Genomic DNA, 25,061 nt, shown 5'->3' with positions numbered 1-25,061 from the left:
CAACGCCGACAGGCCGTCGATATTCACCATGTTCAGCGCACAATTGAGGCTTTCCGCCGACCAGCGAGGCTCGCAATGGCCAGCGCCAGGCACAGCAGCCCAAGCGTGATCGGCAGTCCGCCGGCGCCCATAACATCCATGGCGCCCCCCGCCAGCGGCGGCACGGCGATGCCGCCGACGCCCCACATCAAGGAAAAGGCCGCATTGCCGGCGACCAGTGCGGAGCCGGTGAAGCGTTCGCCGAGCTCGATGATCGACATCGTGTAGATGCCGTAGGAAACCGCGCCCCAGACAAAGATCATTGGCCAGATCAGCGGCGACTCGATGAGAAGCGGAAGCAGGACGCAGCCGAGCACCGTGATCGCGACGCAGGCAAGCCGCACCAGGCGCGCGGAAAGCCTTTCCGCCAAAAGGCCGAGCGGCACCTGCATGACAATGTTGCCGGCGATCATCACCGACAGCAGCGCCGACATGCGGGTTTCGGTGATGCCGTGATGGGTGCCATAGACCGGCAGCAACGCCAGCGCACCCTGTTCAAAGCCGGCGGCGACTATGACGGCGAACAAAAGCAGCCACGCCAGCGGCACGAAACCCAGGACGGAAACCTGGTGCCCGGCCTCGTCGACCTTGGGCAAACGCGGCAGCACCGAGGCCAGGCAAATGCCACACAGCACGAAGGCGAAAATGCCGACGAGGAAGGGCGGCCAGCCCTCAGTGCCGACTGCAAGCAGGCACAGTGGCCCGGTCGCGAAACCGGCCGAGATGATCGTCGAATAGACACCCATGACGCGGCCGCGTCGGGCCGGCGGTGCCAGCGCGATCACCCAGATCTCGCTCAGCACATAGAGCGGATTGGTCACGACGCCGATCAGGAAGCGCAGGGGAAACCACAAATAGACATTTTGCGTCCAGCCGATCAGCGCCAGCACGACAGCCGAAAGGGCCGCACAGGTGAGCGCGGTGCGCCCTGCCCCGAATCGGCGGGCCAGCGCCGGGATCAACGGCGATGACAGAATGAAGCCAATCGGCGTCATGGCCGCCGACAAGCCGATCATCGCTGGCGAAACGCCCTGGCGCTGCAGGATGAAACTCAGCAGCGGATAGGACAACCCTTGCGCGATGGCGAACACCGAGACGGTCGCGATCACACCGGTGATCGCCGCCCATTGCATCGTCTCGTCCTTGTTCGATTCAACCAAATTCATGTACGCACCGCTGTCGGGCTGCAGGATTAGCGATTGAGTTGCGCGGAGGTAAGCCCCTGGCGGGCGAAAACTGCTTGCTCCAGACAGGGCCTGTCAGGAGGCTGGGCCTGTCAGGAGGTTGGGCTTATCAGGAAGCTCGGCGCATGGATGAGCGGTACAGCGCGAACATCACCAGCACCGCGTCGAGAGCGGCAATAACCACCGGCAGCCCAAGTGGGCCGATGCCTTGCATGAGCAGGCCCGCACCAGGAGGGCCGACGATGCCACCAACGCCCCACATCAGCGCAAAAGCAGCGTTGCCGGCGACCAGCACAGAGCCCTTGAACCGGCTGCCGAGTTCGACCAATGCCATGGTGTAGACGCCGTAACCGACCGCGCCCATCACCAGCAGCACCACCCAGATCAACGGCGTTGTGATCAGCAGAGACAGCAAAAGCGCGCAAACGGTTGTTGCCAGTGCGCAGACGATGATCATGGCGCGGCCGCCAAAACGCTCCGCCAGAAGGCCGAGTGGTATCTGCAGCAGGATGTTGCCGAGGGAAAGCGCCATCACCAGCGAGGCCAGAACGGCTTCCGCCAGGCCATAGCTGGCGCCGAAGACCGGGACCAGCGCATAGGTGCTCTGCTGGACCGCCGCCGAGACAAGCACGGCAAGCAGCAGCGCCGGCGCCATTTTGGCAAACCCGACAAGGCCGCTGGCAGGCTGGCCGTCATCCTCGAAGCCGGTGAGCTTTGACGAGACGGCGTGCAGGATCACCGCGCAGAGCGCGAAACCGGCGACGCCGACCATGAAAGGCGCCCAGCCCGACGTGCCGAGCAGGGTCAGCGCGAATGGTCCGGCGGCGTAACCGGCGCCCATCAGCGTGTTGAACACGCCCATCACCCGGCCGCGCCGCGACGGCGGTGCCAGCGACAGCGCCCACACCTCGCCAAGGATATAAAGCGGATTGATGACCACGCCGATGATGAAGCGGATGACGAACCACGCCACCCAGTCCTGTAGATAGCCGATGCCCAGGAAGCAGAGCGCGCCGGTCAGCGAGCAGCCGACCGCCAGGTTGCGCCCGCCGACCAGCCGCACCGCCGCCGGCACGAAGGAAGCCGACAGGATCAGCCCAAGCGGCATCATCGCCGCCGACAGGCCGATCAGCGCCGGCGACATGCTTTGCTTCTGCATCAGCAATGTGAACAGCGGCGAGCTCAGCCCTTGCGCGGCGCCAAACATGGCAAGTGCCGCGGTGACGCCGGCAAGCGCTGCCCATTGCGTTCCTGCTTCGCCTTCGCTCGAGCCGGTCGCGACCATGCTGCCATCCAGATGAACTGCTGGCCATCAGGCCGGCAAGCCAAGTAGCTATCGGTTCGATCCCCGGAAGGAAAGGGCCGGCCACCGAAATCCGCTTGCTCCAACGCGGCAACCTAATCACGCCGATGTCGCGGCCGGGCACCTGCCGTTCCGGCATGTCGCTTCCCTCGCCCTAGTGGTCGTCGCCTCCGCAATGGCCGGACAGCCGCCGGTCCATTATGCCGCCCGCTATCGCATCCCACGAGGACCATCATGACCGCCGCCCTACAACCCTCAGAACCGGCATTGGCCACCGACCGCGCCCGTCGCGGCGGCCGCGCTGGAAAGCGCGCCGGCGGCTCAGCCGCGTTCGAGCAGCTGGCTTTTCGCCAGTTGAAGAACCCGCTGGCGCCAACCAGGCTGGTGTCCGACGACGAGCTGGAATCGATTCACCTCGCTTCCCTGCGCGTGCTGCGGGAAATCGGCGTCGACGTGCTGCATGACGAGGCCCGCAGCATCATGAAGGCGCATGGCGCCGACGTGCGTGACGGCTCAGAGCGGGTGCGCTTCGACAGCGACATGATCCTCGACCTGGTGTCGCACTGCCCGTCGGAATTCACCATCCATGCCCGCAATCCTGCGCACAATGTGCGCTTTGGCGGCAACAATGTGATCGTCTCGATGATGGCGTCGGCGCCCAATTGCTCCGACATCGATCGCGGCCGCCGGCCCGGCAACCAGCAGGACTACCGCAACTTCCTCAAGCTCGCGCAGATGCACAACATTCTGAACTGCACGGGCGGCTACCCGGTCGAGCCGACCGATATCCATCCATCCGTCCGCCATCTCGAATGCATCCGCGATCTCAGCGTGCTCACCGACAAGGTGTTCCACATCTATTCGCTCGGCAAGGAGCGCAATGTCGACGGCATCGAGATCGCCAGGATCGCGCGCGGCATCAGCCACGAGCAGATGCTCGAAGAGCCGTCCGTCTTCACCATCATCAACACCAATTCGCCGCTGAAACTCGATGTGCCGATGATGGAAGGCATCATCCAGATGTCGAGCAAGGGCCAGGTCGTCGTCGTGACGCCGTTTACCCTGTCGGGTGCGATGGCGCCTGTCACCATCGCCGGCGCACTGGTGCAGCAGAACGCGGAGGCGCTTGCCGGCATCGCCTTCGCCCAGATGGTGCGCAAGGGCGCCCCCGTCGGATATGGCGGCTTCACCTCCAATGTCGACATGAAGTCCGGTTCACCGGCGTTCGGCACGCCGGAATACATGAAGGCGCAGCTCGTCGGCGGCCAGCTTGCCCGCCGCTACAATATCCCCTACCGCACCTCCAACACCTGCGCCGCCAACACGGTCGACGCGCAGGCGGCTTATGAAAGCGTATTCTCGCTGTGGGGTGCCATCCAGGGCGGCGGCAACCTGATGATGCATGCCGCCGGCTGGCTCGAGGGCGGCCTGCGCTGCTCCTACGAGAAGACCATCCTGGACATCGACCTGCTGCAGATGGTGGCCGAATTCCTGACCCCGCTCGACCTTTCCGAAGAGGCACTCGGCTTCGACGCCATCCAGTCGGTCGGCCCGGGCGGCCATTTCTTCGGCACCCAGCACACGCAGGACCGCTACAAGACCGCCTTCTACTCGCCGATCCTCTCCGACTGGCGCAATTACGAGACCTGGGCGGAAGCCGGCTCGCCGACGGCGCTCGAAAAGGCCAACAAGGTCTGGAAGGAGCGGCTGGCGTCCTATGAGGAGCCCTACATGGACCCGGCCGTCCGCGAGGAACTCAACGCCTTCGTCGCCAAGCGCCGGTCCGAAGGCGGCGCGCCGACCGATTTTTGATCGGCAGTATTGTTGATGAACGGTCGACCCCCACTCCGTCGAGCTGCGCTCGACACCTCTCCCCCGATCGATGGGGTAGAGGAAGGGCGCGAGCTTATACCGGCTAGCGCCCTTCCTCTCCCTCCGGAGGGGAGAGAGGTGGCGCTGCGAAGCAGCGACGGAGTGGGGGAAGCCATTCACGAAACACGCAGCCGTCGCGAGACAGGCACGCCTCATTCACTCGATTCCATCTCTTCAAAAACGGATCTATCTAGATGAAATCTCATGTAAAAGCGGTTGTCATCGGCGGCGGCGTCGTTGGCTGCTCGGTTCTCTATCACCTGGCCAAGGCCGGCTGGACCGATATCATGCTGATCGAGCGCTCGGAGCTCACCTCCGGCTCGTCCTGGCACGCGGCGGGCGGCTTCCACACGCTGAACGGCGACCCCAACGTCGCCAAGCTGCAGGCCTATACGGTGCAGCTCTACAAGGAGATCGAGGAGATATCCGGCCAGTCCTGCTCGCTGCATTTGACCGGCGGCGTGATGATGGCCGATACGCCCGAGCGCATGGACTTCCTGCGCCTTGCCCACGCCAAGGGCCGCTATCTCGGCATGGACACAGAGCTGATCACCCCTTCCGAAGCCAAGGCGATGTTCCCGCTGATGGACGAGACCAATTTCGTCGGCGCCATGTGGGATCCGGTCGAAGGCCATCTCGACCCGTCCGGCACCACCATCGCCTATTCAAAGGCGGCGAAAAAACTCGGCGCCGAGATCGTGCTGCGCAACCGCGTCGTGGAATTGACGCAGGAGGTCGACGGCACCTGGAATGTCGTCACCGAACAGGGCACGGTGAAGGCCGAGCATGTCGTCAATTGCGGCGGCCTGTGGGCGCGCGAGATCGGCCGCATGGTCGGCGTCGAACTGCCGGTTCTGGCCATGGAACATATGTATCTGCTCACCGAGCCGATGCCGGAGGTCGAGGAGTTCAACAAATCGACCGGCCGCGAAATGATCGGCGTGCTCGACTTCAAGGGCGAGATCTACACCCGCCAGGAGCGCAACGGCATCCTGCTCGGCACCTACGAGAAGGCCTGCAAGCCGTGGTCGCCGGTCAACACGCCATGGGATTTCGGCCACGAATTGCTGCCGCCGGACCTCGACCGCATCGCGCCGTCGCTGGAAATAGGCTTCAAGCATTTCCCCGGCATCGAGAAGGCCGGCATCAAGCAGATCATCAACGGCCCCTTCACCTTCGCGCTGGACGGCAACCCGCTGGTCGGCCCGGTGCAGGGCCTGACCAATTTCTGGTGCGCCTGCGCCGTGATGGCCGGCTTCAGCCAAGGCGGCGGCGTCGGTCTGGCACTGTCGAACTGGATGGTGCATGGCGATCCTGGCTTCGATGTCTGGGGCATGGATGTTACACGCTTCGGTGAATGGGCCGGCCTGCGCTACACCAACGCCAAGGTGCGGGAAAACTATTCGCGCCGCTTCTCCATCCGCTTCCCCAATGAGGAACTGCCGGCGGCACGTCCGGCGCAGACGACGCCGCTCTACGACACGATGCTGGCCAATAACGCCGTCATGGGCGACAGCTGGGGCCTCGAAACCCCGCTCTGGTTCGCACCTGAAGGCAAGGAACCCAGGGATATCGTCTCCTTCCATCGCTCCAACGATTTTGGGCCGATCGGCGAGGAAGTGCGCGCCACGCGTGAGCGCGTCGGCGTCACCGAGATCGCCAATTTTGCCAAATACGAAGTCTCGGGACCCGCGGCCGAGGATTTCCTCAACCGGCTGATGACCAACCGCATGCCGAAGACCCGCCGCATCGTGCTGACGCCGATGCTCAACGAGTTCGGCAAGCTGATCGGCGACTTCACCATCGCCAAGGCGGCAGAAGACCGCTTCATGATCTGGGGCTCTTCGGCGGCGCAGAAATACCACATGCGCTGGTTCGAGAAGCACCTGCCGAAGGACGGAACGGTGCGCATCCACCGCTTCGACCAGACGCTGGTCGGCCTGTCGATCGCCGGGCCGAAATCACGGGACCTGCTGCAGAAACTGGTCGATGTCGACGTCTCGACAAAAGCCTTCCGTTTCATGGATTTCCGCGAGATGGCTGTTGGCGGGGCGCCTTGCATGGTCAACCGCATCACCTACACCGGCGACCTCGGCTATGAAATCTGGATGGCGCCGGCCTACGAACGCCTGGTTTACAAAGCGATCAAGGACGCCGGCGAGGAATTCGGCCTTGTCGATTTCGGCATGCGCGCTCTGCTCTCCATGCGTCTGGAAAAGAACTTTCCGACCTGGTTCCGCGAGTTGCGGCCGATCTATGGACCGTTCGAAGGCGCGATGGACCGCTTCATCAAGCTCGAGAAGAATGACTTCATCGGCCGCGAGGCCGCCGCCAAGGAACAGGCCGAGGGGCCAAAGCTGCGCCGCGTCTCCTTCATCGTCGATGCCGCCGACGCCGATGTCATGGGCGACGAGCCGATCTGGGCCAAGGTCAGCAAGGACTACGGCACGGTGGAAAAGCCGCATGGCTATGGCGCGCCGCGCTTCGACAAGGGCGGCAAGGAAATACGTGGCTCCAAGGCTGCCGAAGGCGCATCCGCCGTGCGCGGCATCGTCGACGGCGACTGGCGCGTGGTCGGCTGGGTCACGTCGGGCGGCTATGCGCATTATGTGCAGAAGTCGATGGCGCAGGGTTATATCCCCGCAGCGCTTGCCGAGGACGAAAGTGCCGGGCTGTTCGAGATCGAGATCCTCGGTCACCGGCGCCCGGCCCGCATCAATGTCGAAGCGCCCTTCGATCCGAGCGGCGAGAAGATGCGGACCTGAGGTTCGACGATGGACAGCGCGGGGCCGAAGGGCAGCTTTGGCCGCCACCGCAAGATCATGCCGTTCGAGCCGGGCTCGATCGAAGCTTTGCGCGACGCCTCCCGTCAGAAGGCGGGTTCGCTCAATCAGCATGTGCTGGGCTATGGCCCGCAGGCCGAGGCTGAGTGGGCGGCGGCAGGCATTGCCGCGCCCGACCTGGCGGCGATGCGAAAATACCGGCTGGAGCGTATCCGCGCCGAGTTGAAGCGGCGCGGCTATGCCGGCGCCCTGCTCTACGACCCCGTCAACATCCGCTACGCCACCGACAGCACCAACATGCAGCTTTGGGTGGCGCACAATCCGACGCGGCATTGCTTTATCGCCACTGAAGGCCCGGTGGTGCTGTTCGATTATTTTTCCTGCGAGCACCTGTCCGACCATTCCGGCGTCGTCAACGAGGTGCGGCCGGCGGTGTCGTGGATGTATCTCTATGGCGGTGAGCTGACCGAGCAAAAGGTCCGCCGTTGGGCCGCCGGAATAGCCGATTTGGTCAGGGAATATGGTAGCGGCAACAGCCGCATCGCCGTCGACCACATCAATCCCGAAGGCGTCGAGGAGCTGGCTCGCCTCGGCATTTCCATCGGCAATGGCGAAGCCGTGATGGAGAACGCGCGGCTGATCAAATCGCCGGACGAAATCCTCGCCATGCGCCGGGCGATTGTCGCTTGCGAAGCGGCGATGGGCGAGATGGAACAGGCGCTGAAGCCGGGCATTTCCGAGAACGAGCTATGGGCGGAATTGCATCGTGGCAACATCGCGCGCGGCGGCGAGTGGATCGAGACGCGACTGCTGACGTCAGGCCCGCGCACCAATCCGTGGTTCCAGGAATGCTCTTCGCGAAAGATCGAGGCTGGCGATCTCGTCGCCTTCGACACCGACCTGATCGGCCCCTACGGCTTCTGCGCCGACCTGTCGCGCACCTGGCTGTGCGGCGATGCAAACCCGTCGAATGAACAGCGCGCCCTGTTCCGCATCGCCGCCGACCAGATCGAACACAACACGGCTCTGATGCAGCCAGGCATCTCGTTTCGCGACCTCGTCGAAGCCTCGGCGGTGCCGCCGGGTGACTGCTTCCCGACGCGCTACGGCGTGCTCTATCACGGCGTCGGTCTGGCCGATGAATACCCGACCTTGCCGCATGCCAGCGACTGGACATCGGACACGCCGGACGGCGTGCTGGAACCTGGCATGGTGCTGTGCGTGGAAAGCTATATCGGCCGGCTTGGCGGGCGCGAAGGCGTCAAGCTCGAAGAGCAGATCCTGATCACCGAGACCGGCAACGAACAGCTCTCAACCTACCCGCTGGATACGAGGCTGCTCGGATAGTCCGGCAAGCGCTTCTCGCATTGCCCTGACTGTCTTTTCCGGTGTTGCCCTCGCCGTGATGAACGGCAGGCCTTTGCGCCGTCCGGTCCAGCCGACGATCGCGACTTTCCGCGCTGCTGGCTCGAAGCGCTGCGCCAGCGCCCAGCTTTCGCAGTCGATCGCTGCAACATCGGCCCTGCCCTCGGCAATGGCGACGATTGAAGCGCGGTGACCGCCGCTCTCGCTACGCGACGAAAAGATGTCCAAGCCTTCGTCGGCCGCTCGCAGGTCGCGCGTCAGCGCAATGATGCCCGACATGGAATCGAGGCTGTTGAAGGTGAAGCGCTTGCCGCGGATCAGATCGAGCGGGATGAGAGCGCTGCCATCCGCAGGCGATCGAACTTCCGGTCCCTCGCCTATCCGCATCACCAGAGCGCTCGAATAGAGCTCGCCCTGCCCGCCTTCATAGGCGTCATAGCTCGGCTGGCCGACCACCTGCACATGCCTGGACAGGCCAAGTTCCATCGGCCCCCAGCAGGTCTGCGCGAACAGCAGCAACGGATGCAGCCACAATCTATGGAAATCGAGTTCATCCGGCGGCAATGTCGCGGGATCGGGTGCGATCAATGCACCGGCAGCATCGCGAATTCCGCCCGGCACCGGCGGCAGGTCCCCATTGCGCCGCACGATGGCTTCCGGCGCGTCGATCCCCTTTTGCCGAAACGCATCGCGCAGCAGCACCCATTGCGCGTCGACCTCATCGCGCACTTCGGGCCAATCATACATCGGCAACGCGGCAACCAATTCACTCATGCCGATATCAAATCATCATGTCTGGAAAAAGGATCGCGAAAACGCGGCGTCCAATCAGAGTTGGCCGACACGGATTCCGGGTAGGCCGGAATTATTCCTTGGGCGGCTCGGCGGGAACCGGCGCACTGCCGAGCCCGTTGATGCTGCGCGCCCTGATGCGCGGCTTGAAGGCCCTGCCCGGCTCAGGCGCACGCCGCAGCACCGGGTGCACGATCGGCTCTTTCGCCTTGAACGCATAGGCTTTGACCAGCGCGAAATAATTCGGATAGGCATAGCCATTGTTCATCCGCAGCCATTCCTCACGGCGGTCGCGAAACAGCTTGGGCAGCTTGTACCAGGCCACGGTCGGGGTCTTGTGATGGACGAAATGCAGATTGTTGTTGAGGAACAGGAACGACAGCGGCGAGCGCTCGACGATCACCGTACGGCCTTCCGGATGTTCCGACCATTGATGCTCGGCGAACGTACGGATCGAGATCAGCGACTGGCCGAGCCAGACCGGCACCAGAATGTAAAGCCACAGCGGGATGCCGAAGCCGAACTGAACGATCGGCAGCACGACGGCCAGGCCGATCGCATGCAGCAGCCAGGCCTTGCGGATCGGCTTGTCGCCAGCGATCACCTGCTTGGCATCGTCGATGAAGAAGCCGACGCAGGACAGCCACGGGCCGAGCACGAAGCGGCCTGCCATGGTGTTGTTGATCTTGAGCAGGAATTTCATCGTCGGCGGCAGCTCGTCATGCTGCCAGAGCGCCTGATAATAGCTTTCCGGGTCATCGAGCGGGTCGGTCAGCCGCTCGTCGGCGTGGTGACGCAGATGAATGGTCTTGAAGCGGCGGAACGGCCAGACCAGACCGATCGGCAGAAACACGAAGGCTTCGTTGACCCGCGCGTTGCGCGTCGGATGCCCGTGCAGCACTTCGTGCATGATCGACGACTGCAATGCGGCGGTGAAGGCGAGGACGGCGAGCGCCAGGACGGGATAGGAAGGCCAGAGCAGGAAACCGGTGGCGAGCCATGTCGCGTAGCAGAAGAAGGCGAGTACCACGGTTGGCCACTCAATGGCCCGTACGCTGTGTCGCCTGATGCTCTTGCTCGTCATGCTATCGACCACTGCCCCTCAGTCGCCGGAATCCCAATTGATTCCTGACAGCATTGTGTCAGGAGAAATGATTCCACTCAACGAGACAAAGTGCACAAACTGTTGCGATTGCGCATTTTTGACTGCACATGTTATACATTGTAAACAGACTTAGGGATTCATTTACGCATAACGCCACCCTCGGAGCGGTTCCGGCGCAAATTTTTCCTCAATCCAGGTGGAGCACGGACATGGACAAGCGCGACCTGTCGACGATCTTCCGCGAGCGACTGAAAATGCTCTTGACACGCTCCGACCTGAACCAGTCGGCCTTCGCAACCGCGGTCGGCATCGACCGCTCGGCGCTGTCGCAACTGCTGTCGGGCGCCTCGACGCGCCTGCCCCGCGCCGAAACACTGCTCAACATCGCCGCCGAGTTCAAGGTGTCGCTCGATTGGCTCCTCGGCCTCAGCCAGGACGAAGGTCTCACCGGCGAAATCCGCGAAAGCCTGGAGATCGAAGAGGCACCGGATGGTTTCGACCGCACGCTGTTGGCCAAATGGCATGCCGAGGCGGCAGGCACCAAGATCCGCTACGTGCCTGCCGGCATTCCCGATCTTCTGCGCACCGAAGCGCTGGTCGACTACGAAGCCGGCATCGCCAACAAGAGCCGCCTGGCGCAGGCCGGCGAAACGCAATACCGCATCGACTACAACAGGCGGCCTGAGACCGACATGGAAGTCTGCATGCCGCGCCACACGCTGGAGATATTTGCCCGCGGGCTGGGTGTCTGGGACCGTTTCCCCGAAGCCGACCGGCGCGCCCAGCTGCTGCACATGGCGACGCTGCTCGACGACCTCTACCCGACCTTCCGGCTATTTCTCTATGACGGGCGGATGCGCTATTCGATCCCCTACACCATCTTCGGACCCTATCGCGCCGCCATCTATGTCGGCGACATGTATCTGGTGCTCAACGCCACCCAGCCGATCCAGACGCTGATCCAGCACTTCGACAATCTGATCCGGGCCGCCGACATCAATGCGCACGAGGCGTCCGGCTTCGCGCACAGACTGGCCGGTATGTCATTCTCAACAGGCACTGCCTGATCTTCGGCAACAATGATCCTTTGGACGGAAACCGGCCTCCGCATTGGTGGCCGCGTTGCCGCCATTCCATTGACTACACATAAAGACTTCTTTATATCCTTATTCGACTTCGAAACATGAAAGCCAATCCGATGACGACCACCAACCCGATCGATGCTCTGCTGGCCGAAAAGGGCGTGCTGCTGGCCGATGGCGCCACCGGCACAAACCTGTTCGCCATGGGGCTGGAAGCCGGCGAGGCGCCAGAGCTGCTCAACGAGACGGCGCCCGACACCATCACCAGCCTGCATCAGAATTTCGTCGATGCCGGGGCCGACATCATCCTCACCAACTCGTTCGGCGGCACCCGTCACCGCTTGAAGCTGCATCATGCGCAGGACCGTGTGCATGCGCTGAACAAGCGCGCCGCCGAGCTCGCGCGCGCCGTCGCCGACAAGGCCGGCCGCAAGGTGATCGTCGCCGGTTCGGTCGGCCCGACCGGCGAATTGCTGGTGCCGCTCGGCGCCATGACCTATGACGAGGCGGTCGACGCCTTCGCCGAGCAGATCGAGGGTCTCAAGGAAGGCGGCGCCGAAGTCGCCTGGATCGAGACGATGTCTGCTCCCGACGAGATCCGCGCCGCCGCCGAGGCTGCCATCCGCGTCGGCCTGCCCTACACCTATACCGGTTCCTTCGACACCGCCGGCCGCACCATGATGGGCCTGCTACCCAGGGATATCCACGGCGTCACCGACGGGCTGTCGCAGGCGCCGCTTGGCGTTGGCGCCAATTGCGGCGTCGGCGCGTCTGACATCCTGGCCTCGCTGCTCGACATGACCGAGGCGAAGCCGGAGGCAACGGTGATCGTCAAGGGCAATTGCGGCATTCCCGAATTCCGCGGCACCGAAATCCATTATTCCGGCACACCCGAACTGATGGCCGACTATGTCAGGCTCGCCGTCGATGGCGGCGCCAAAATAATCGGCGGCTGCTGCGGCACCTCGTTCCAGCACCTTGCCGCCATGCGCAAGGCGCTCGACGCGCACACCAAGGCGGATCGTCCGACGGTTGCCGCGATCGTCGAGCGCATCGGCCCGATGCGCAACAAGGTGGCGACGGAAAATACCGCCGAGACCAGCGAAGCCCGCCGCGAGCGCCGCCGCAGCCGGGCCTGAGCTTATCGGTTTCGATTATTCGCTGTTGTCGGCGTAGCTCGACTGCGCCGACTTGAAGTCGACCACATTGTCGCTGTGCATCGTCATCAGCGCGCCGGATGAAACCGGATCGGTTATCTGCTCCAGCATGATGCGGAAGCGGTCATTGGTCAGCGCCGACATGGCGGTGTGGCGCGCCTGCGCGACATCGTCACTGATACGCCTGGATTCCGATGATGGGGCCGATGAAACCGCCGAAGCATCTCGTGCCGGCGGTGTCGAGTTGGCGATAGTCCTGATCTGCAATTTCGGCTCCCTCAAGCCCGGTACACCTGTCCTGCGTAACAAGCAGGGGGTTGCGATCCGCTACCGGAAATGCCGCGCAATTTAACGACCTGGAGATTCTCCGAAAAAAGGCCGGCAAGGGAATGAACCCCTCGCCGGCATGCCTCACCCGCCCGCGGTCGGTTTCCCCTGTCAGAACGATCCCATCTGAAAGAAACCGGCCGTCATCACCACTACCGATTACCGCCCAGCGCCGAGGCAAGGCGCACAAGCGAGAGGAACTCGGACCTGTACCCAAACGGGTCGGCTCCTCGAGCGGCAGTGGCGATCTCCATGATCTTGTCGTAACCGAACTTCGCGATCGCATCCTCGTCGCGCAGCTTCTGGCCGAAGGCGGCGACCGCGACGGAGAAGCGCTGGTCGGTGCTGGCCTGGTCGAAAGACGAGATCTCGTTGGCCGAGGTCACCGGCGTGGTGATCAGCTTCGAGACGTCTTCATTCGGCAGCTTGTAGCGGATCTTGACGAAGGCATATTCGTCCGCATTGGCAACGCCGCCATTGTCCACCGACGCCTGGCCATAACGCAGCGCGTCGATCTGTTCGCCGCCGCTGCCCTTTGGCGTGATTTCATAGATCGCGGTGACGGAATGGCCCGAGCCGATATCGCCGGCATCGACGCGGTCATTGTTGAAATCCTCGCGGTTCAAGGCGCGGGTCTCGTAGCCGATCAGGCGATATTCCGAGACCTTGTTCGGATTGAACTCGACCTGGATCTTGACGTCCTTGGCGATGGTGAACAGCGTCGACGATGCATCTTCGACCAGCACCTTCTCGGCTTCGGCCAGCGTGTCGATATAGGCGGCGGTGCCGTTGCCGTTCTGGGCGATGGTCTGCATCATCTGGTCGTTCAGATTGCCGCGGCCGAAGCCGAACACCGACAGGAAGACACCGGTCTTGCGCTCTTTTTCGATCAGCCGCTTCAGATCGTCGTCGTCGCTCTGGCCGACATTGAAGTCGCCGTCGGTGGCGAGCATCACCCGGTTGACGCCGTCCTTCACGAAGGATTTCTGCGCCAGCCTGTAGGCTTCCTTGATGCCCGCCTCGCCGGCCGTGCTGCCGCCGGGCGTCAGATTGTCGATGGCACTGAGGATCTTGTCCTTTTGGGACGCCTTGGTCGGCTCCAGGACCGTGCCGGCGTCACCCGCATAGGTTACGATCGAGATCGTGTCGTCGGCCTTCAGCTTGCTGACCAGCAGCCGAAAAGCCGATTTGAGCAGCGGCAGCTTGTCCGGCTCGTCCATCGAGCCCGAGACATCGATCAGGAAGACCAGATTGGCCTTCGGCTGCTCGGTCGGCTTGACGTCAAAACCCTTGATGGCGACATGCATCAGCCTGGTATGCGTGTTCCACGGCGTCGGCATGACGCTGACGGTCGAGTTGAATGGTGTCGAGGCCGACTCCGGACCCTTCCAGTCATAGGGGAAGTAGTTGATCATCTCCTCGACGCGAACAGTATCGACCTGCGGCAGGGTGCCCTGCTTCAGCGAGCTGCGCACGAAGGAATAGGAGGCTGTGTCGACGTCGATCGAGAAGGTCGAGACCGGATCCTCGAGTGCCGCATGCACCGGATTGGTCTTGAAATCCTCGATGCGGTCGTGGTTTTCCGGTTGCGGCTGCATCTGGTCGGCCGGCAAGGTCGACGGCTGCTGCGGCGCCATCAGCTTGGACTCGGCCGGCATGCGGGCCCGCGACGTACTGGGCGCACTTACGGCGCCATCCAATGCGAATTCGCCTGTCGGAGCCGGTGGCGCGGGCTCGGCCAGCACACCGCGCTCCAGCGCATTCTGTTGTGCCGCGCCGCCGGCAACGGTCGATTCGGATTTCTGCGGCGAGGCCGGCGCCACAAGCGCATCGGCCGCGTCGCGGCTTTCCACATCGGCGTCGGCTTTCTTGTCCTTCTCCAGCCCGGTCGGAGCCGGCTTCGGCTGAGCGGTCGTCGGCTTCACCGTCGCCGGCTTGTCGGCCAGCGTCTCGGTGATTTTCTCGTCGCCGCCGAATTTCGGCGGCTGTTCCCTCAGCATATGGAAGGTGGCGTATCCGGCGATCGGCAGGGCGACGAGCCCGGCAAGAACCGGCGTGGCAATGAGTTTCTTTTGCATGATCTCGCTCCAGAGCTTTTGTGCTCGCTCTGTGAGACGAAGCCCGCCAACCGATCCTTGGGTAACGGCAGAAATATTTTCCTGATCGTATGCGCGCAGGGCGGCTTCGAAAGCACGTGCCTTGGCATCCTTGGCGGGCGCCGGCGCTGCTATATCGCGCAGTCTGTTGAGTTCGTTGTCGTCAACCATGGTCACACTTCCCCGGCCGCGCGCATCAGCGTCTTCAGCCGTTTCTTCGCTTCATGGATGTGCCAGGAAACCGTCGTCTCCGAGATTGTCATCGCCTCGGCCGCGGCCGCATGGCTCAACCCTTCGCCATAGACCAGCAAAACTGCGTCGCGCTGCTTGTCCGGCAATCGCCGGACGGCCGCCCATAACGCTTCGGCAGGGTCTTCCGGTTCGACCGACGCCTCGCTCGAGATCAGTGCATGGACGCCATAGGCCTCGGTCTTGACGGTCTCGCGGGCGGACTTTCGCATCACGTCGCGCGCGGCGTTCATCGTCACGGAATAGAGCCATGTGGTGAAGGCGCCGCCGCCGCGATAGTCGCGGATCGCTTTGCCCAGCCTGACGCAGACTTCCTGGGCGATGTCTTCGGCATCGGCCTTCCTGCCGCACCAGCGATAGGCGGCGCGATAGACGAAGTCATAGTGCCTTTCCAGCAATGTGCTGAAGGCCCTCCTGTCTCCGCCCTTCGCCCGCCCGATCAGTTCGGCGTCGGAGGCTTCGCTCTCATCCAGCATCATCGCCATCATTTGCCTGTTGGACGAAGGCTAATGGCTAATCCTTGGGGCAATGGAAAGATTTTTTTGGAAACCGCCGGATCGGGACCGCCAACACCCCCGCTTGACATATCCATATCTCGACAGTTATACGTAAATCAATAGCCACAGGGTTATCGATCCCGGATGACGAACGCTCACGATGTCCTCTTCAGAACGCTCTCCGATCCGACGCGTCGCGCGATCTTCGAGCGCCTGTGCCGGCAAGGCGAGCAGACGGTCGGCGCCCTGACGGCTCAGTCGGGGGTCTCTCAACCTGCGGTGTCGAAGCATCTCGGCGTGCTCAAGCAGGCCGGGCTGGTGCGCGACCGCCATCAAGGACGGCAGACCCATTACAGCGCCCAACTGGCAGCACTTTCCCCACTGACCGACTGGACGAACCAGATGAACGCGTTCTGGCAGAGCCGGTTCGACGATCTCGAAAATTTGCTCAAAAGAATGGACCAATGACCAACATTGCGACCGAAACGCGCTCTGTCATCGTCGAACGTGAGATCCCCTATCCGCCGGAAAAAATCTGGCGCGCGCTGACCCAACCGCATCTGATCGAGGAATGGCTGATGAAGAACGACTTCAAGCCAGTCGTGGACCACCGTTTCAAGCTGCGGAAGGAACCGCAACCTGACGTAAGCATCGTTGTGGACTGTCAGGTAATAGCCGTCGAGTTGAACAAGACACTGTCCTACACGTGGCAGGCCTATGGCCTTGAGAGTGTCGTCACCTGGACCCTCGTGCCAACCAGCACAGGCACCCGGTTGCGTATGGAACAGTCCGGCTTCCGGCCGGATCAGGAGCAGGCGTATCGGGGCGCGACGAGCGGGTGGCGGCAGTACTTTGCAAATCTGAGTCAGGTCCTGGCGCGGATAGATTGAAACCCGCAGGTGCGGATCGGTGGTCCGCACCGGCTGTTTTGACAGGAGGATCTATTGGACTGGAACAAGTGGGTTCGGCAAATGCATCGCTGGCTGTCGATCATCTTTGCGCTGACCGTCATCGCCAACTTCGCCACCATGGCATTCAGGCAGCCTCCCGCCTGGGTGGTCTACTCGCCGCTCCTGCCGCTCCTCCTGCTGCTGCTCAGCGGCCTGTACATGTTCGTGCTGCCCTATGCCGCCAAGGGACGCGGCGTGCAGCGTGCCGGCGGATAGGGAGTGGGGCAGAGTGGCCAGGACGCAGGGACAATCGACCGAGGCCAAGGCTGCGCCAGTGCTGCTCTCCGGCGGCAACCCGCAAATCGCCAAGGGCGACGGCGACGCCCCGGTGCAGGCCTATATCGCTGCGATGCCGGACGGGAAGCGCGGCCTGGGCGAGCGCCTCGACGCGCTCATCGTGGGCAACGTGCCTGACGTCCGCAAGGCCGTGCGATGGAACTCACCCTTCTACGGCATCGAAGGCCAGGGCTGGTTCGCGAGTTTCCATGTATTCACCCACTATGTGAAGATGACCTTTTTCAGTGGCATCTCATTGCAACCGATCCCACCAGGCGGCACGGCCAAGAGCAAGGATGTGCGCTGGATCGACATCCGCGAAGACCGGTTCGAGGAGGCGCAAATGGCGGAATGGATCAAGCAGGCCGCCGCCCTGCCCGGCTGGACCCCGTAGCGGCCACAGACGCAAGAATACGACAGAGGAGAAAGAGCGATGAAGATCAAGCTGACCAGCGTGTATGTGGACAACCAGGAAAACGCATTGCGCTTCTACACCGACGTGCTGGGCTTCACCAAGAAGGCCGATTTCAGCAACGGGCCCTATCGCTGGCTGACAGTGACCTCGGCTGAAGAGCCTGATGGAACCGAACTGCAGCTCGCGCTCAACGACAACCCGGCCGCCAAAGCCTATCAGGAAGCCATCTTCCAGCAGGGTCAGCCTGCGGTCATGTTTTTCACCGACGACGTCAAGGGCGACTACGAGCGCATCAAGGCGAAGGGTGGCGCGTTCACCATGCCGCCGACCGAGGTGACCGGTTCAACCATCGCCCAGCTGAACGACAGCTGCGGCAACCTCGTTCAGATTACCCAACTGGCGCGCTGGTGACAGGCAGCGGTTGAACGCGTCGACGCACAGGAGACACCAAATGACCCCCTCGCAACAGATCGACCAGCTGATCGCCGGTCTCTCGGACTGGCGCGGCGAGACGCTCGCCGACATCCGCAAGACCATCCTTGCAGCCGACCCGGACATCATCGAGGAGTGGAAGTGGATGGGCAGCCCGGTATGGTGCCTCGACGGCAACATCGTGGTCGGCAACGCCCACAAGGACAAGGTGAAGCTGACCTTTTCCCATGGCGCCAGCCTGCCGGATCCCGACAGGCTGTTCAACAATGGTTTTGGCGGCAAGGTGTGGCGGGCTATCGATGTGTTCAAGGGCGACACGCTCAATGAGAGCGCTTTGAAAGAGCTCGTCCGTGCCGCCATCGATTACAACAAGGCCAAAAAGAAGAAAAAGGCGCCGGCAGCTACTGGGGCGAAGCCACGGAAGTAAGTCTATGCTGCCTGGCCTGCCACCCAGCCCGACGACCATGCCCACTGGAAATTATAACCGCCCAGCCAACCCGTGACATCGACGACTTCGCCGATGAAAAACAGGCCCGGCACGGATTTCGCCTGCATCGTCTTCTGGTCCAGCCCGTTGGTGTCGACCCCGCCCAGTGTCACTTCGGCGGTGCGGTAGCCCTCAGAACCGGCAGGCTTGATGCGCCAGTCATTGACTGCGGCAGCTATGGTTTTGATCTGGGCGTCCGCAAGATCGGCGAGGTTGCCATCGATCCCGGTGCGTTCGGCGATCGACTGCGCCAGCCGCTTCGGCAGGTGATTTGCCAGCACGGTCTGCACCGCCTGCCGCCCATTACCGCGCTTGGCACTACGAATGAGGTCCGCCACATCAACTCCCGGCAGCATGGCGATGCGGATTTCGTCGCCCTCGCGCCAATAGGACGAGATTTGCAGGATGGATGGTCCGCTGACGCCGCGATGCGTGAACAGCATCGCTTCGGAGAACTGCGTCTTGCCGCAGGCGACTTCCGCGTCGACGGCGTTGCCGGCCAGCGGCGCGAGCCCTTCGAGCGTGTTTGCGTCAAAGGTCAGCGGCACCAGCGCCGGCCGCGTTTCGACGATGGCAAGCCCAAACCGTTCGGCAAGCTCGTAGCCGAAACCGGTCGCCCCCATCTTGGGGATCGACTTGCCGCCGCAGGCCACGACCAGAGACTGGCAGCTAATCGTGCCCGTGGAGAGAGTGAGCACAAACCCCTCCACGATTTTGCGGACATCCTCAACGCTGGTCGACAGCACCAGTTCGGCGCCCTTGTCCTGCATTTCCGAGACCAGCATGTCGATGATCTGGCGTGCGGAGCCGTCGCAGAACAACTGCCCAAGCGTCTTTTCGTGATAGGCGATGCGGTGGCGTTCGACGAGGGCGATGAAATCGCGTTGCGTATAGCGGCTGAGCGCCGAAATGCAGAAATGCGGATTGCCCGACAGAAAATTCTTCGGGCTGGCATGGATGTTGGTGAAATTGCACCGGCCCCCGCCGGAGATGCGGATCTTCTCGCCAGGCGCCGCCGCATGATCGAGGATCAGCACAGAACGGCCGCGCTTGGCCGCCTCCACGGCGCACATCATTCCGGCGGCACCCGTGCCGATGATCACGACATCATAGGATTGCATCAGGCTGTTCGTTCCCGCTCGGCCCACTCATCCGGCGCAGCGCATTTGTGCTGCCTGATACCGCGAACGGGGCGGACAGCCAACAGGCAAGAACAGCCAAGCAAAGGCTCAGATCAGCGTCTCTGCGAACAGCATCGTCAAGCGCTTCCAGTGGCGTTCGGCGCCCGCGGCATTGAAAACGCTATGATCGGGCACGCACCAGCCATGCGCCATGCCGGCATAGTTCTCGATGACATGATCTACTTCCGCAACCCTGAGCGCCTCGGCCAGGCGCGCCGACTGTTCCGGCGGGAAACTCCTGTCGACGCCGGATGTGCCGACATAGACGCGCGCCTTGATCGAGGCTGCCTTGCGATGCGGGCTGTCGGCGGCGTCGCTGGCGAGATTGCCGCCATGGAAGCTTGCGGCCGCTTTTATCCGTTCGGGATAGGTTGCAGCCGCATTCAATGATCGACCGCCGCCCATGCAATAGCCGATGGTGCCGATCGGCCCGGTAATGCCCTCGGCAGCAAGCGCATCGAGGAACGCACCGCTGTCGCTGATGGTCATCTCCTGCGTCGTGCCGGTGACCAGCGCCATCAGCGGGATTTTGGTCTTTTCCTCGGCGAAGGCGGTCTTGGCGTCGAACGGCCCGTAAGGCGCATTGCGGTAAAACAGGTCGGGCACCAGCACCGCATAGCCTTCATTCGCCAGCCGCTCGGCCATACTGTCGAGCGCCGGCCGCGGACCAAAGGCGTCCTGATAGAGAATGACGCCGGCCTTGGCAGGAGATGCGTTTGCCGAGCGGAAAAGCCCGGCATTGGCAACACCATTCCTGGTCTTGATCTGAAGGTCGTGTTTCGTCATCGCTCGCTCCGTTCGACAGATGCGCGATACATATCCGTGCAAGCCTATACGGCAAGGCGCTCCCTGAGCATGGCAGTCAAAATTTCGTGCGGGATTGCGTGACGCTATTGCTAGCCTTCTCGCACCGTCCGCGCACCGACATGCAGCGCGCGGCCGGCACCGAGCCCCATAATGGCTACGCCAAGCCCGAGCGCGACGAACAGGAACGCCGTTCCCGAAAAACTGCCGGTCCAGTCGCGGATCAGGCCCACCAGCAGCGGGCCGAATGCCGCCAGCACATAGCCGACGCCTTGCGCCATGCCTGAAAGATGCGCGGCGACATGCGAATCCGGCGAACGCAGCACGATTAGGCTCATGGCAGCCGCGATCAGGCCGCCCTGCCCGATGCCTTGCAGGATCGCCCAGAACAGCACGGTCGAGGTCGGTGCGAACAGAATGCCGAGCAGCGCGATCACCGCCGTGGCAACGAGCGCCACATTGATGCCGCGCTGGTCTTTCAGCCGCATCGCGAAGGACGGCACGGCGAGGCAGGTGATGACCTGCGCCATGACAGACACCGAAACCATGGCGCCGGCGGTGGCCGCATCGAAGCCACGCTCGCGCAGGATCGGCGCCAGCCAACCGAAGATGCAATAGGCAAGTGCCGACTGCAGGCCCATGAACAGCGTCACCTGCCAAGCCAGGCGATCGCGCCAGAGACCAACGACGCGAAAGCCCCGATGACTGACCTGCCGACGGCTGCCCAGCGCCTGCGGAATCCAGATCAAAAGCACGACCAGTGTAGGCACCGCCCAGGCAGCAAGTGCCCCGGACCATGAACCGGTGACAAAATGCTCGATCGGCAGTGTGAAGCCGGCGGCGGCCGCCGAGCCGGCACAGAGCGCCATGGTGTAGAGCCCGGTCATGACGGCGGCCTTGTCGGCGAAATCTCGCTTCACCAGGCCCGGCAGCAGCACATTGCCGATGGCAATGGCGCCGCCGGCAAGGAAGGTGGCGACAAACAGCAGGGGAACCGTACCGAACCAGCGCAGGCCGGTTCCCAGCACCAGCAAGGTGAGCGCCCCGAGCAAAGTGCGCTCGGCTCCATAGCGCTGGGCAAGTCTTGGCGCGAAGGGCGCGAACAGACCCAGGCACAGAACGGGCAGCGTCGTCAGCAGGCTGGCGCCCGTCGTCGAGAGTCCGGTTGCCTGCATCACCTCGGGCAGCAGTACCGACAGGCTGGAAAACAGCGGCCGCAGGCTGAAGGCGATCAGCACAAGGCTCGCGCCAAGCACGATGCGCGCCGCACGGCTGCGCAGTTCAGGCGGCTGCGGCACGGGCAGGCTGTCGGCCTCGGCATCGATGAGTTCCAGACCCTCGATGGCGGCGGATTGCGCCGTCGGGTCAGGCTGACGAAAACTCTGGTTCATTGCGAAAGCAGTCTTTCAAGTTGGGCAAGCACCGGCGCCATGAAGGCGCGAACGGCGGCAACGGCGCGCTCGGGATTGCTCGCGGCAATGGCGTCGACGATAGCCGCATGCGCCTGGTGGTCCGGCTCGGGCAGATCGCCGTCGATGGTGGCATGGATGGTCTCGGTGATGGCGGCGGTGAAGAAGTCGTAGAGCTCCATCATCGCTTTGTTGCCGGACGCCGCGACAACCGATTTGTGGAAAGCGAGATCGCGCCGGATGAAGGCATCGCTTCCGCCGCCCGCGACGGTGCCGCGTTCGGCAAGCAGTTGCCGCATCGTCTCAAGATCGGCTGGCGTGTGGCGCATGGCGGCGAGCCGTGCCGCCTCCAGGTCGAGCGCCGCCCGCGCCTCCCACTGATCGCGCAGGCCGGTGCGCTTGACCCGGTCGAGCGCGGCAGAGGCATCGACGGTAGAGCGCACATATGTGCCCGAGCCCTGGCGCGTATCCAGCAATCCTTGCGAGACCAACACCCGCACCGCCTCGCGCACCGTGCCGCGGCTGACCGACAGAAGGTCGGTCAGGGCTGCCTCATTGGGAATGCGCTCGCCGACGCCCCAGCGGCCGCTGACGATCTCCGCACGCAGGCTGCTGGTGGCGCTGTCGGTGAGATTGGTTCTGGTGGCGGGTTGCATAGGCCTATTCATAAGTCATCAGATGACTTGATGAATAGGCCTGCTTCTAGCTGCCGTCAAGATGCTCATCGAAGCCAACGAGCACCACGCAATGGGAACGGATCAGCTGGTGGCTCGTGCGAAGCTCGCCATGTGAAACGCCTGGACCTCCGGCGGATAGCGATACCCCGCGCCATAGGGGCACGCATTGCGATCGAGGCAACCGCCGCTGCGGCAGGGTTCGCCATGCGCTCCCCCCACATGCGCGAGGCAGGATTGATAAGCGAATCCTTGCGCGGAATAGGCGTCGACCGGGCAGGATTTCAGGCAGGGTTTCTCGACGCAGCTATCGCAAAGGTGAGGCGCTGCCTCGGCAACTTGAACTGGAATTTCGTCGTCAAACAGCAGCACACCGCGGTAGGCATGCCATAGCCCGTAGCGCGGATGCATGAGGATGCCGAGCGGCGACGGTTTCAGCCCCTCCGCCCGCATCGCCCATTGCTGGAACGGCAGATAGGGCTTGTCCGACGGAGAAATCGCCCGTGCGCCAAAATCCTGCGCCACGGCGCCGATCACTTCGCGCGACCATGTGTCGAGCGGATTGGCGATTGCCTGTGGCTGTTGCTCCCACCAACGCAGGAAATGCGGCCAGGGTGCCGCGCCCGCCTGCCCCACCAGCAGGACGGCCGCTGCCGGCGCACCCGATGATCCCGTTGGCGGCACATCGCTTGGCGTAAAATTGAAGCCGCCGCGAAGAACAAGGCCGTTGGCGAGAAGCGCCGCAGCAATGCGGTCAACGCTGCCGGCGGGCGTAATCATCCCTTCTTGTCCGGATCGGAGAACGCGCTCCGCCAGACTTCCTTGTGGATGATGTTGGCGACTTTAGCCCCGCCTGACTCGGGCTCCTTTCAAGTGAAGGCGTCGGGCATCGACCCCTTCTTCTTGGCGATGAAGTCCTTCAACGCTTCGTCGATGCTCGGATCGAGATGCGGCGCCTCATAGCTTTCCAGCCAGCGGCGGGCGAGTTCGTTGGCGCGCTGCGGCGCGGTCTTCTCGCCTTCGGCCAGCCACTGCTCGTAGGAATTGTTGTCGGCGATGTTGGAGCGGTAGAAGGCGGTCTGGAAGTTGGCCTGGGTGTGGTCGCAGCCGAGATAGTGGCTGCCCGGCCCGACCTGGCGGATGGCGTCCATCGCCTGGCCGTTTTCCGACAGGTCGACGCCTTCGGAGAATTTCTGCGTCATGCCGAGCTGGTCGATGTCCATCATGAACTTTTCGTAGCAGGAGGCTAGCCCGCCCTCGAGCCAGCCGGCCGAGTGCAGCACGAAATTGGTGCCGGCCAGGATGGTCGAGTTCAGCGTGTTGGCGCTTTCATAAGCCGCTTGTGCATCCGGAACCTTGGACGCGCAGAGCGAGCCGCCGGTGCGGAACGGCAGGCCGAGACGGCGCGCCAGTTGTGCGGCGCCATAGGAAACCAGCGACGGCTCCGGCGTGCCGAAGGTCGGCGCCCCCGACTGCATCGAGATCGACGAGGCGAAGGTACCGAACAGCACCGGCGCGCCTGGCCGGATGAGCTGCGTGAACGAGGCGCCGGCCAGCACTTCGGCCAGAACCTGCGTCAGCGTGCCGGCAACCGTCACCGGGCTCATCGCGCCGGCGAGGATGAACGGCGTGACGATGCAGGCCTGGTTGTGGCGCGCATAGACCTTCAGCGCACCGAGCATGGTCTCGTCGAACACCATCGGCGAGTTGGCGTTGATCAGGCTGGTCAGCACCGTGTTGTTCTCGACGAAATCGTCGCCGAACACGATCTTGGCCATGGCGACGGTGTCCTCGGCGCGTTCCGGCGCGGTCACCGAGCCCATGAACGGCTTATCGGAATATTTGATGTGGCTGTAGATCATGTCGAGGTGGCGCTTGTTGACCGGCACATCGACCGGCTCGCATACCGTGCCGCCCGAATGGTGGATCGACGGCGCCATATAGGCGAGCTTAACGAAATTCTGGAAATCCTCGATCGTCGCGTAGCGCCTGACACCGTCGAGGTCACGCACGAAGGGCGGGCCATAGACCGGCGCGAACACGGTGGCATTGCCACCGATCTGCACCGAACGCTCGGAATTGCGGGCGTGCTGGGTGTAGACGGACGGTGCGGTCTTGAGCAGCGAACGGCACAGCCCCTTCGGGAAATGCACGCGCTCGCCCTTGACGTCGGCGCCGGCCTCTTTCCACAGTTGCAGCGCTTCTGCATCGTCGCGAAAGATGATGCCGATCTCCTCGAGAACCGTGTCGGTGTTCTTCTCGATCAGCGCCAGGCCTTCCTCGTCCAGCACCTCGTAAACGTTGATCTTGCGCTTGATGTAGGTGAGCTGCGTGCCCGGGCCTCCGCCCGAACGCGCGGCCCGCCGGGCAGCAGCCCCGCCGCTGGCGCCGCGCCCACGTCGCGCGTTTGACGCTTCCTGATCGACTGCCGCGTGTTCGCTCATGGTGTTCTTCCCTGAATCTGTTCTTGTCTGGAATCCATAGCGGCTGCTCTCGCCGCTTCTTGCCAGATCGTAGCCATGCACCCTATTCGAAACGGCCCGCCAGCGCCAACGCCTGTCGCAAAATCGACAAGAATTCCA

24 protein-coding genes are annotated in these 25,061 nt (G+C 63.1%); 11 read left to right on the top strand and 13 right to left on the bottom strand.

The annotated features are described in order from the left end of the window. Window positions 1–32 precede the first annotated feature (32 nt). Entirely contained in the window at window positions 33–1,205 is a 1,173-nt protein-coding gene (locus P3C39_RS05410; RefSeq protein WP_275952826.1) for an MFS transporter, read from the bottom strand. 127 nt (window positions 1,206–1,332) lie between these two features. Beyond that, window positions 1,333–2,508, bottom strand: coding sequence for an MFS transporter (locus P3C39_RS05405; protein WP_275952825.1), 1,176 nt, complete (start codon window positions 2,506–2,508; stop codon window positions 1,333–1,335). A 252-nt stretch (window positions 2,509–2,760) separates the two neighbouring features. Between P3C39_RS05405 and P3C39_RS05400 the strand changes: the two genes are divergently transcribed. From P3C39_RS05400 to P3C39_RS05390, 3 genes are all read left to right on the top strand, one after another. Beyond that, on the top strand, window positions 2,761–4,338 hold the full coding sequence (locus P3C39_RS05400; protein WP_275952824.1) for a trimethylamine methyltransferase family protein: 1,578 nt from the start codon (window positions 2,761–2,763) through the stop codon (window positions 4,336–4,338). 254 nt (window positions 4,339–4,592) lie between these two features. After that, on the top strand, window positions 4,593–7,163 hold the full coding sequence (locus tag P3C39_RS05395; RefSeq protein WP_064993713.1) for an FAD-dependent oxidoreductase: 2,571 nt from the start codon (window positions 4,593–4,595) through the stop codon (window positions 7,161–7,163). 9 nt (window positions 7,164–7,172) lie between these two features. Beyond that, a complete protein-coding gene (locus P3C39_RS05390; protein ID WP_275952823.1) occupies window positions 7,173–8,528 on the top strand; it encodes a Xaa-Pro peptidase family protein in 1,356 nt (451 codons plus the stop codon). On the opposite strand, the gene P3C39_RS05385 is transcribed toward P3C39_RS05390, so the two are convergent. After that, the gene (locus P3C39_RS05385; protein WP_027160492.1) at window positions 8,493–9,320 is read right to left on the bottom strand and encodes a PhnD/SsuA/transferrin family substrate-binding protein; all 828 of its coding nucleotides are present in this window, start codon (window positions 9,318–9,320) and stop codon (window positions 8,493–8,495) included. The genes P3C39_RS05390 and P3C39_RS05385 overlap by 36 nt on opposite strands. Before the next feature lie 91 nt (window positions 9,321–9,411). Beyond that, on the bottom strand, window positions 9,412–10,422 hold the full coding sequence (locus P3C39_RS05380) for a fatty acid desaturase (protein WP_275952822.1): 1,011 nt from the start codon (window positions 10,420–10,422) through the stop codon (window positions 9,412–9,414). Window positions 10,423–10,652: 230 nt separating this feature from the next. Between P3C39_RS05380 and P3C39_RS05375 the strand changes: the two genes are divergently transcribed. Both P3C39_RS05375 and bmt read left to right on the top strand, forming a co-directional pair. Continuing rightward, complete coding sequence (locus tag P3C39_RS05375) at window positions 10,653–11,510, top strand: helix-turn-helix transcriptional regulator (protein WP_024501298.1); 858 nt, start codon at window positions 10,653–10,655, stop codon at window positions 11,508–11,510. 131 nt (window positions 11,511–11,641) lie between these two features. Next, entirely contained in the window at window positions 11,642–12,664 is a 1,023-nt protein-coding gene (gene bmt / locus P3C39_RS05370) for a betaine--homocysteine S-methyltransferase (RefSeq protein WP_275953160.1), read from the top strand. Between the two features lie 15 nt (window positions 12,665–12,679). Here the strand turns inward: bmt and P3C39_RS05365 are convergent, their stop codons facing one another. The 3 genes from P3C39_RS05365 to P3C39_RS05355 form a co-directional block, all read right to left on the bottom strand. Further along, window positions 12,680–12,949 (bottom strand): hypothetical protein, encoded by a 270-nt coding sequence (locus P3C39_RS05365; RefSeq protein WP_024501300.1) that lies wholly within the window; start codon window positions 12,947–12,949, stop codon window positions 12,680–12,682. Window positions 12,950–13,161: 212 nt separating this feature from the next. Then, entirely contained in the window at window positions 13,162–15,276 is a 2,115-nt protein-coding gene (locus P3C39_RS05360) for a VWA domain-containing protein (RefSeq protein ID WP_275952821.1), read from the bottom strand. Window positions 15,277–15,278: 2 nt separating this feature from the next. Then, the gene (locus tag P3C39_RS05355) at window positions 15,279–15,839 is read right to left on the bottom strand and encodes an RNA polymerase sigma factor (RefSeq protein WP_027160496.1); all 561 of its coding nucleotides are present in this window, start codon (window positions 15,837–15,839) and stop codon (window positions 15,279–15,281) included. A gap of 156 nt (window positions 15,840–15,995) precedes the next feature. Here P3C39_RS05355 and P3C39_RS05350 point away from each other — a divergent pair, with 156 nt between their 5' ends. From P3C39_RS05350 to P3C39_RS05325, 6 genes are read left to right on the top strand one after another with little or no spacing between them, the layout of a single operon-like run. Continuing rightward, entirely contained in the window at window positions 15,996–16,319 is a 324-nt protein-coding gene (locus P3C39_RS05350; protein ID WP_013531187.1) for a metalloregulator ArsR/SmtB family transcription factor, read from the top strand. Further along, window positions 16,316–16,741: an SRPBCC domain-containing protein gene (locus P3C39_RS05345; protein WP_275952820.1), complete on the top strand. Its 426-nt coding sequence runs from the start codon at window positions 16,316–16,318 to the stop codon at window positions 16,739–16,741. Before P3C39_RS05350 ends, P3C39_RS05345 begins: the two co-directional genes overlap by 4 nt. Window positions 16,742–16,795: 54 nt before the next feature. Continuing rightward, window positions 16,796–17,017, top strand: a complete 222-nt coding sequence (locus P3C39_RS05340; RefSeq protein ID WP_013531185.1) for a hypothetical protein — start codon at window positions 16,796–16,798, stop codon at window positions 17,015–17,017. A 13-nt stretch (window positions 17,018–17,030) separates the two neighbouring features. Further along, complete coding sequence (locus tag P3C39_RS05335; RefSeq protein ID WP_275952819.1) at window positions 17,031–17,471, top strand: DUF1801 domain-containing protein; 441 nt, start codon at window positions 17,031–17,033, stop codon at window positions 17,469–17,471. Window positions 17,472–17,510: 39 nt separating this feature from the next. Next, on the top strand, window positions 17,511–17,903 hold the full coding sequence (locus tag P3C39_RS05330; protein ID WP_013531183.1) for a VOC family protein: 393 nt from the start codon (window positions 17,511–17,513) through the stop codon (window positions 17,901–17,903). A 40-nt stretch (window positions 17,904–17,943) separates the two neighbouring features. After that, complete coding sequence (locus P3C39_RS05325; RefSeq protein WP_024501305.1) at window positions 17,944–18,351, top strand: DUF1801 domain-containing protein; 408 nt, start codon at window positions 17,944–17,946, stop codon at window positions 18,349–18,351. Window positions 18,352–18,353: 2 nt separating this feature from the next. Here the strand turns inward: P3C39_RS05325 and P3C39_RS05320 are convergent, their stop codons facing one another. The 6 genes from P3C39_RS05320 to P3C39_RS05295 form a co-directional block, all read right to left on the bottom strand. After that, a complete protein-coding gene (locus tag P3C39_RS05320; RefSeq protein ID WP_275952818.1) occupies window positions 18,354–19,532 on the bottom strand; it encodes an NAD(P)/FAD-dependent oxidoreductase in 1,179 nt (392 codons plus the stop codon). Between the two features lie 108 nt (window positions 19,533–19,640). Continuing rightward, window positions 19,641–20,378: a dienelactone hydrolase family protein gene (locus P3C39_RS05315; protein ID WP_275952817.1), complete on the bottom strand. Its 738-nt coding sequence runs from the start codon at window positions 20,376–20,378 to the stop codon at window positions 19,641–19,643. A 110-nt stretch (window positions 20,379–20,488) separates the two neighbouring features. Beyond that, complete coding sequence (locus P3C39_RS05310; RefSeq protein WP_275952816.1) at window positions 20,489–21,787, bottom strand: MFS transporter; 1,299 nt, start codon at window positions 21,785–21,787, stop codon at window positions 20,489–20,491. After that, complete coding sequence (locus P3C39_RS05305) at window positions 21,784–22,461, bottom strand: FadR/GntR family transcriptional regulator (protein ID WP_013531178.1); 678 nt, start codon at window positions 22,459–22,461, stop codon at window positions 21,784–21,786. The genes P3C39_RS05310 and P3C39_RS05305 overlap by 4 nt, the downstream gene beginning before the upstream one ends. Window positions 22,462–22,563: 102 nt before the next feature. Beyond that, window positions 22,564–23,259: a 4Fe-4S dicluster domain-containing protein gene (locus P3C39_RS05300; protein ID WP_275952815.1), complete on the bottom strand. Its 696-nt coding sequence runs from the start codon at window positions 23,257–23,259 to the stop codon at window positions 22,564–22,566. A gap of 89 nt (window positions 23,260–23,348) precedes the next feature. Then, window positions 23,349–24,923: a trimethylamine methyltransferase family protein gene (locus P3C39_RS05295; protein WP_024501311.1), complete on the bottom strand. Its 1,575-nt coding sequence runs from the start codon at window positions 24,921–24,923 to the stop codon at window positions 23,349–23,351. Between the last annotated feature and the right edge of the window lie 138 nt (window positions 24,924–25,061).

It is taken from the genome of Mesorhizobium sp. XAP4, from assembly GCF_029269325.1.
Classification (GTDB): Bacteria; Pseudomonadota; Alphaproteobacteria; order Rhizobiales; family Rhizobiaceae; genus Mesorhizobium; species Mesorhizobium ciceri.
Note: the sequence above shows the minus strand (reverse complement) of the source record. Positions and strands in the feature narration are given on the sequence as shown.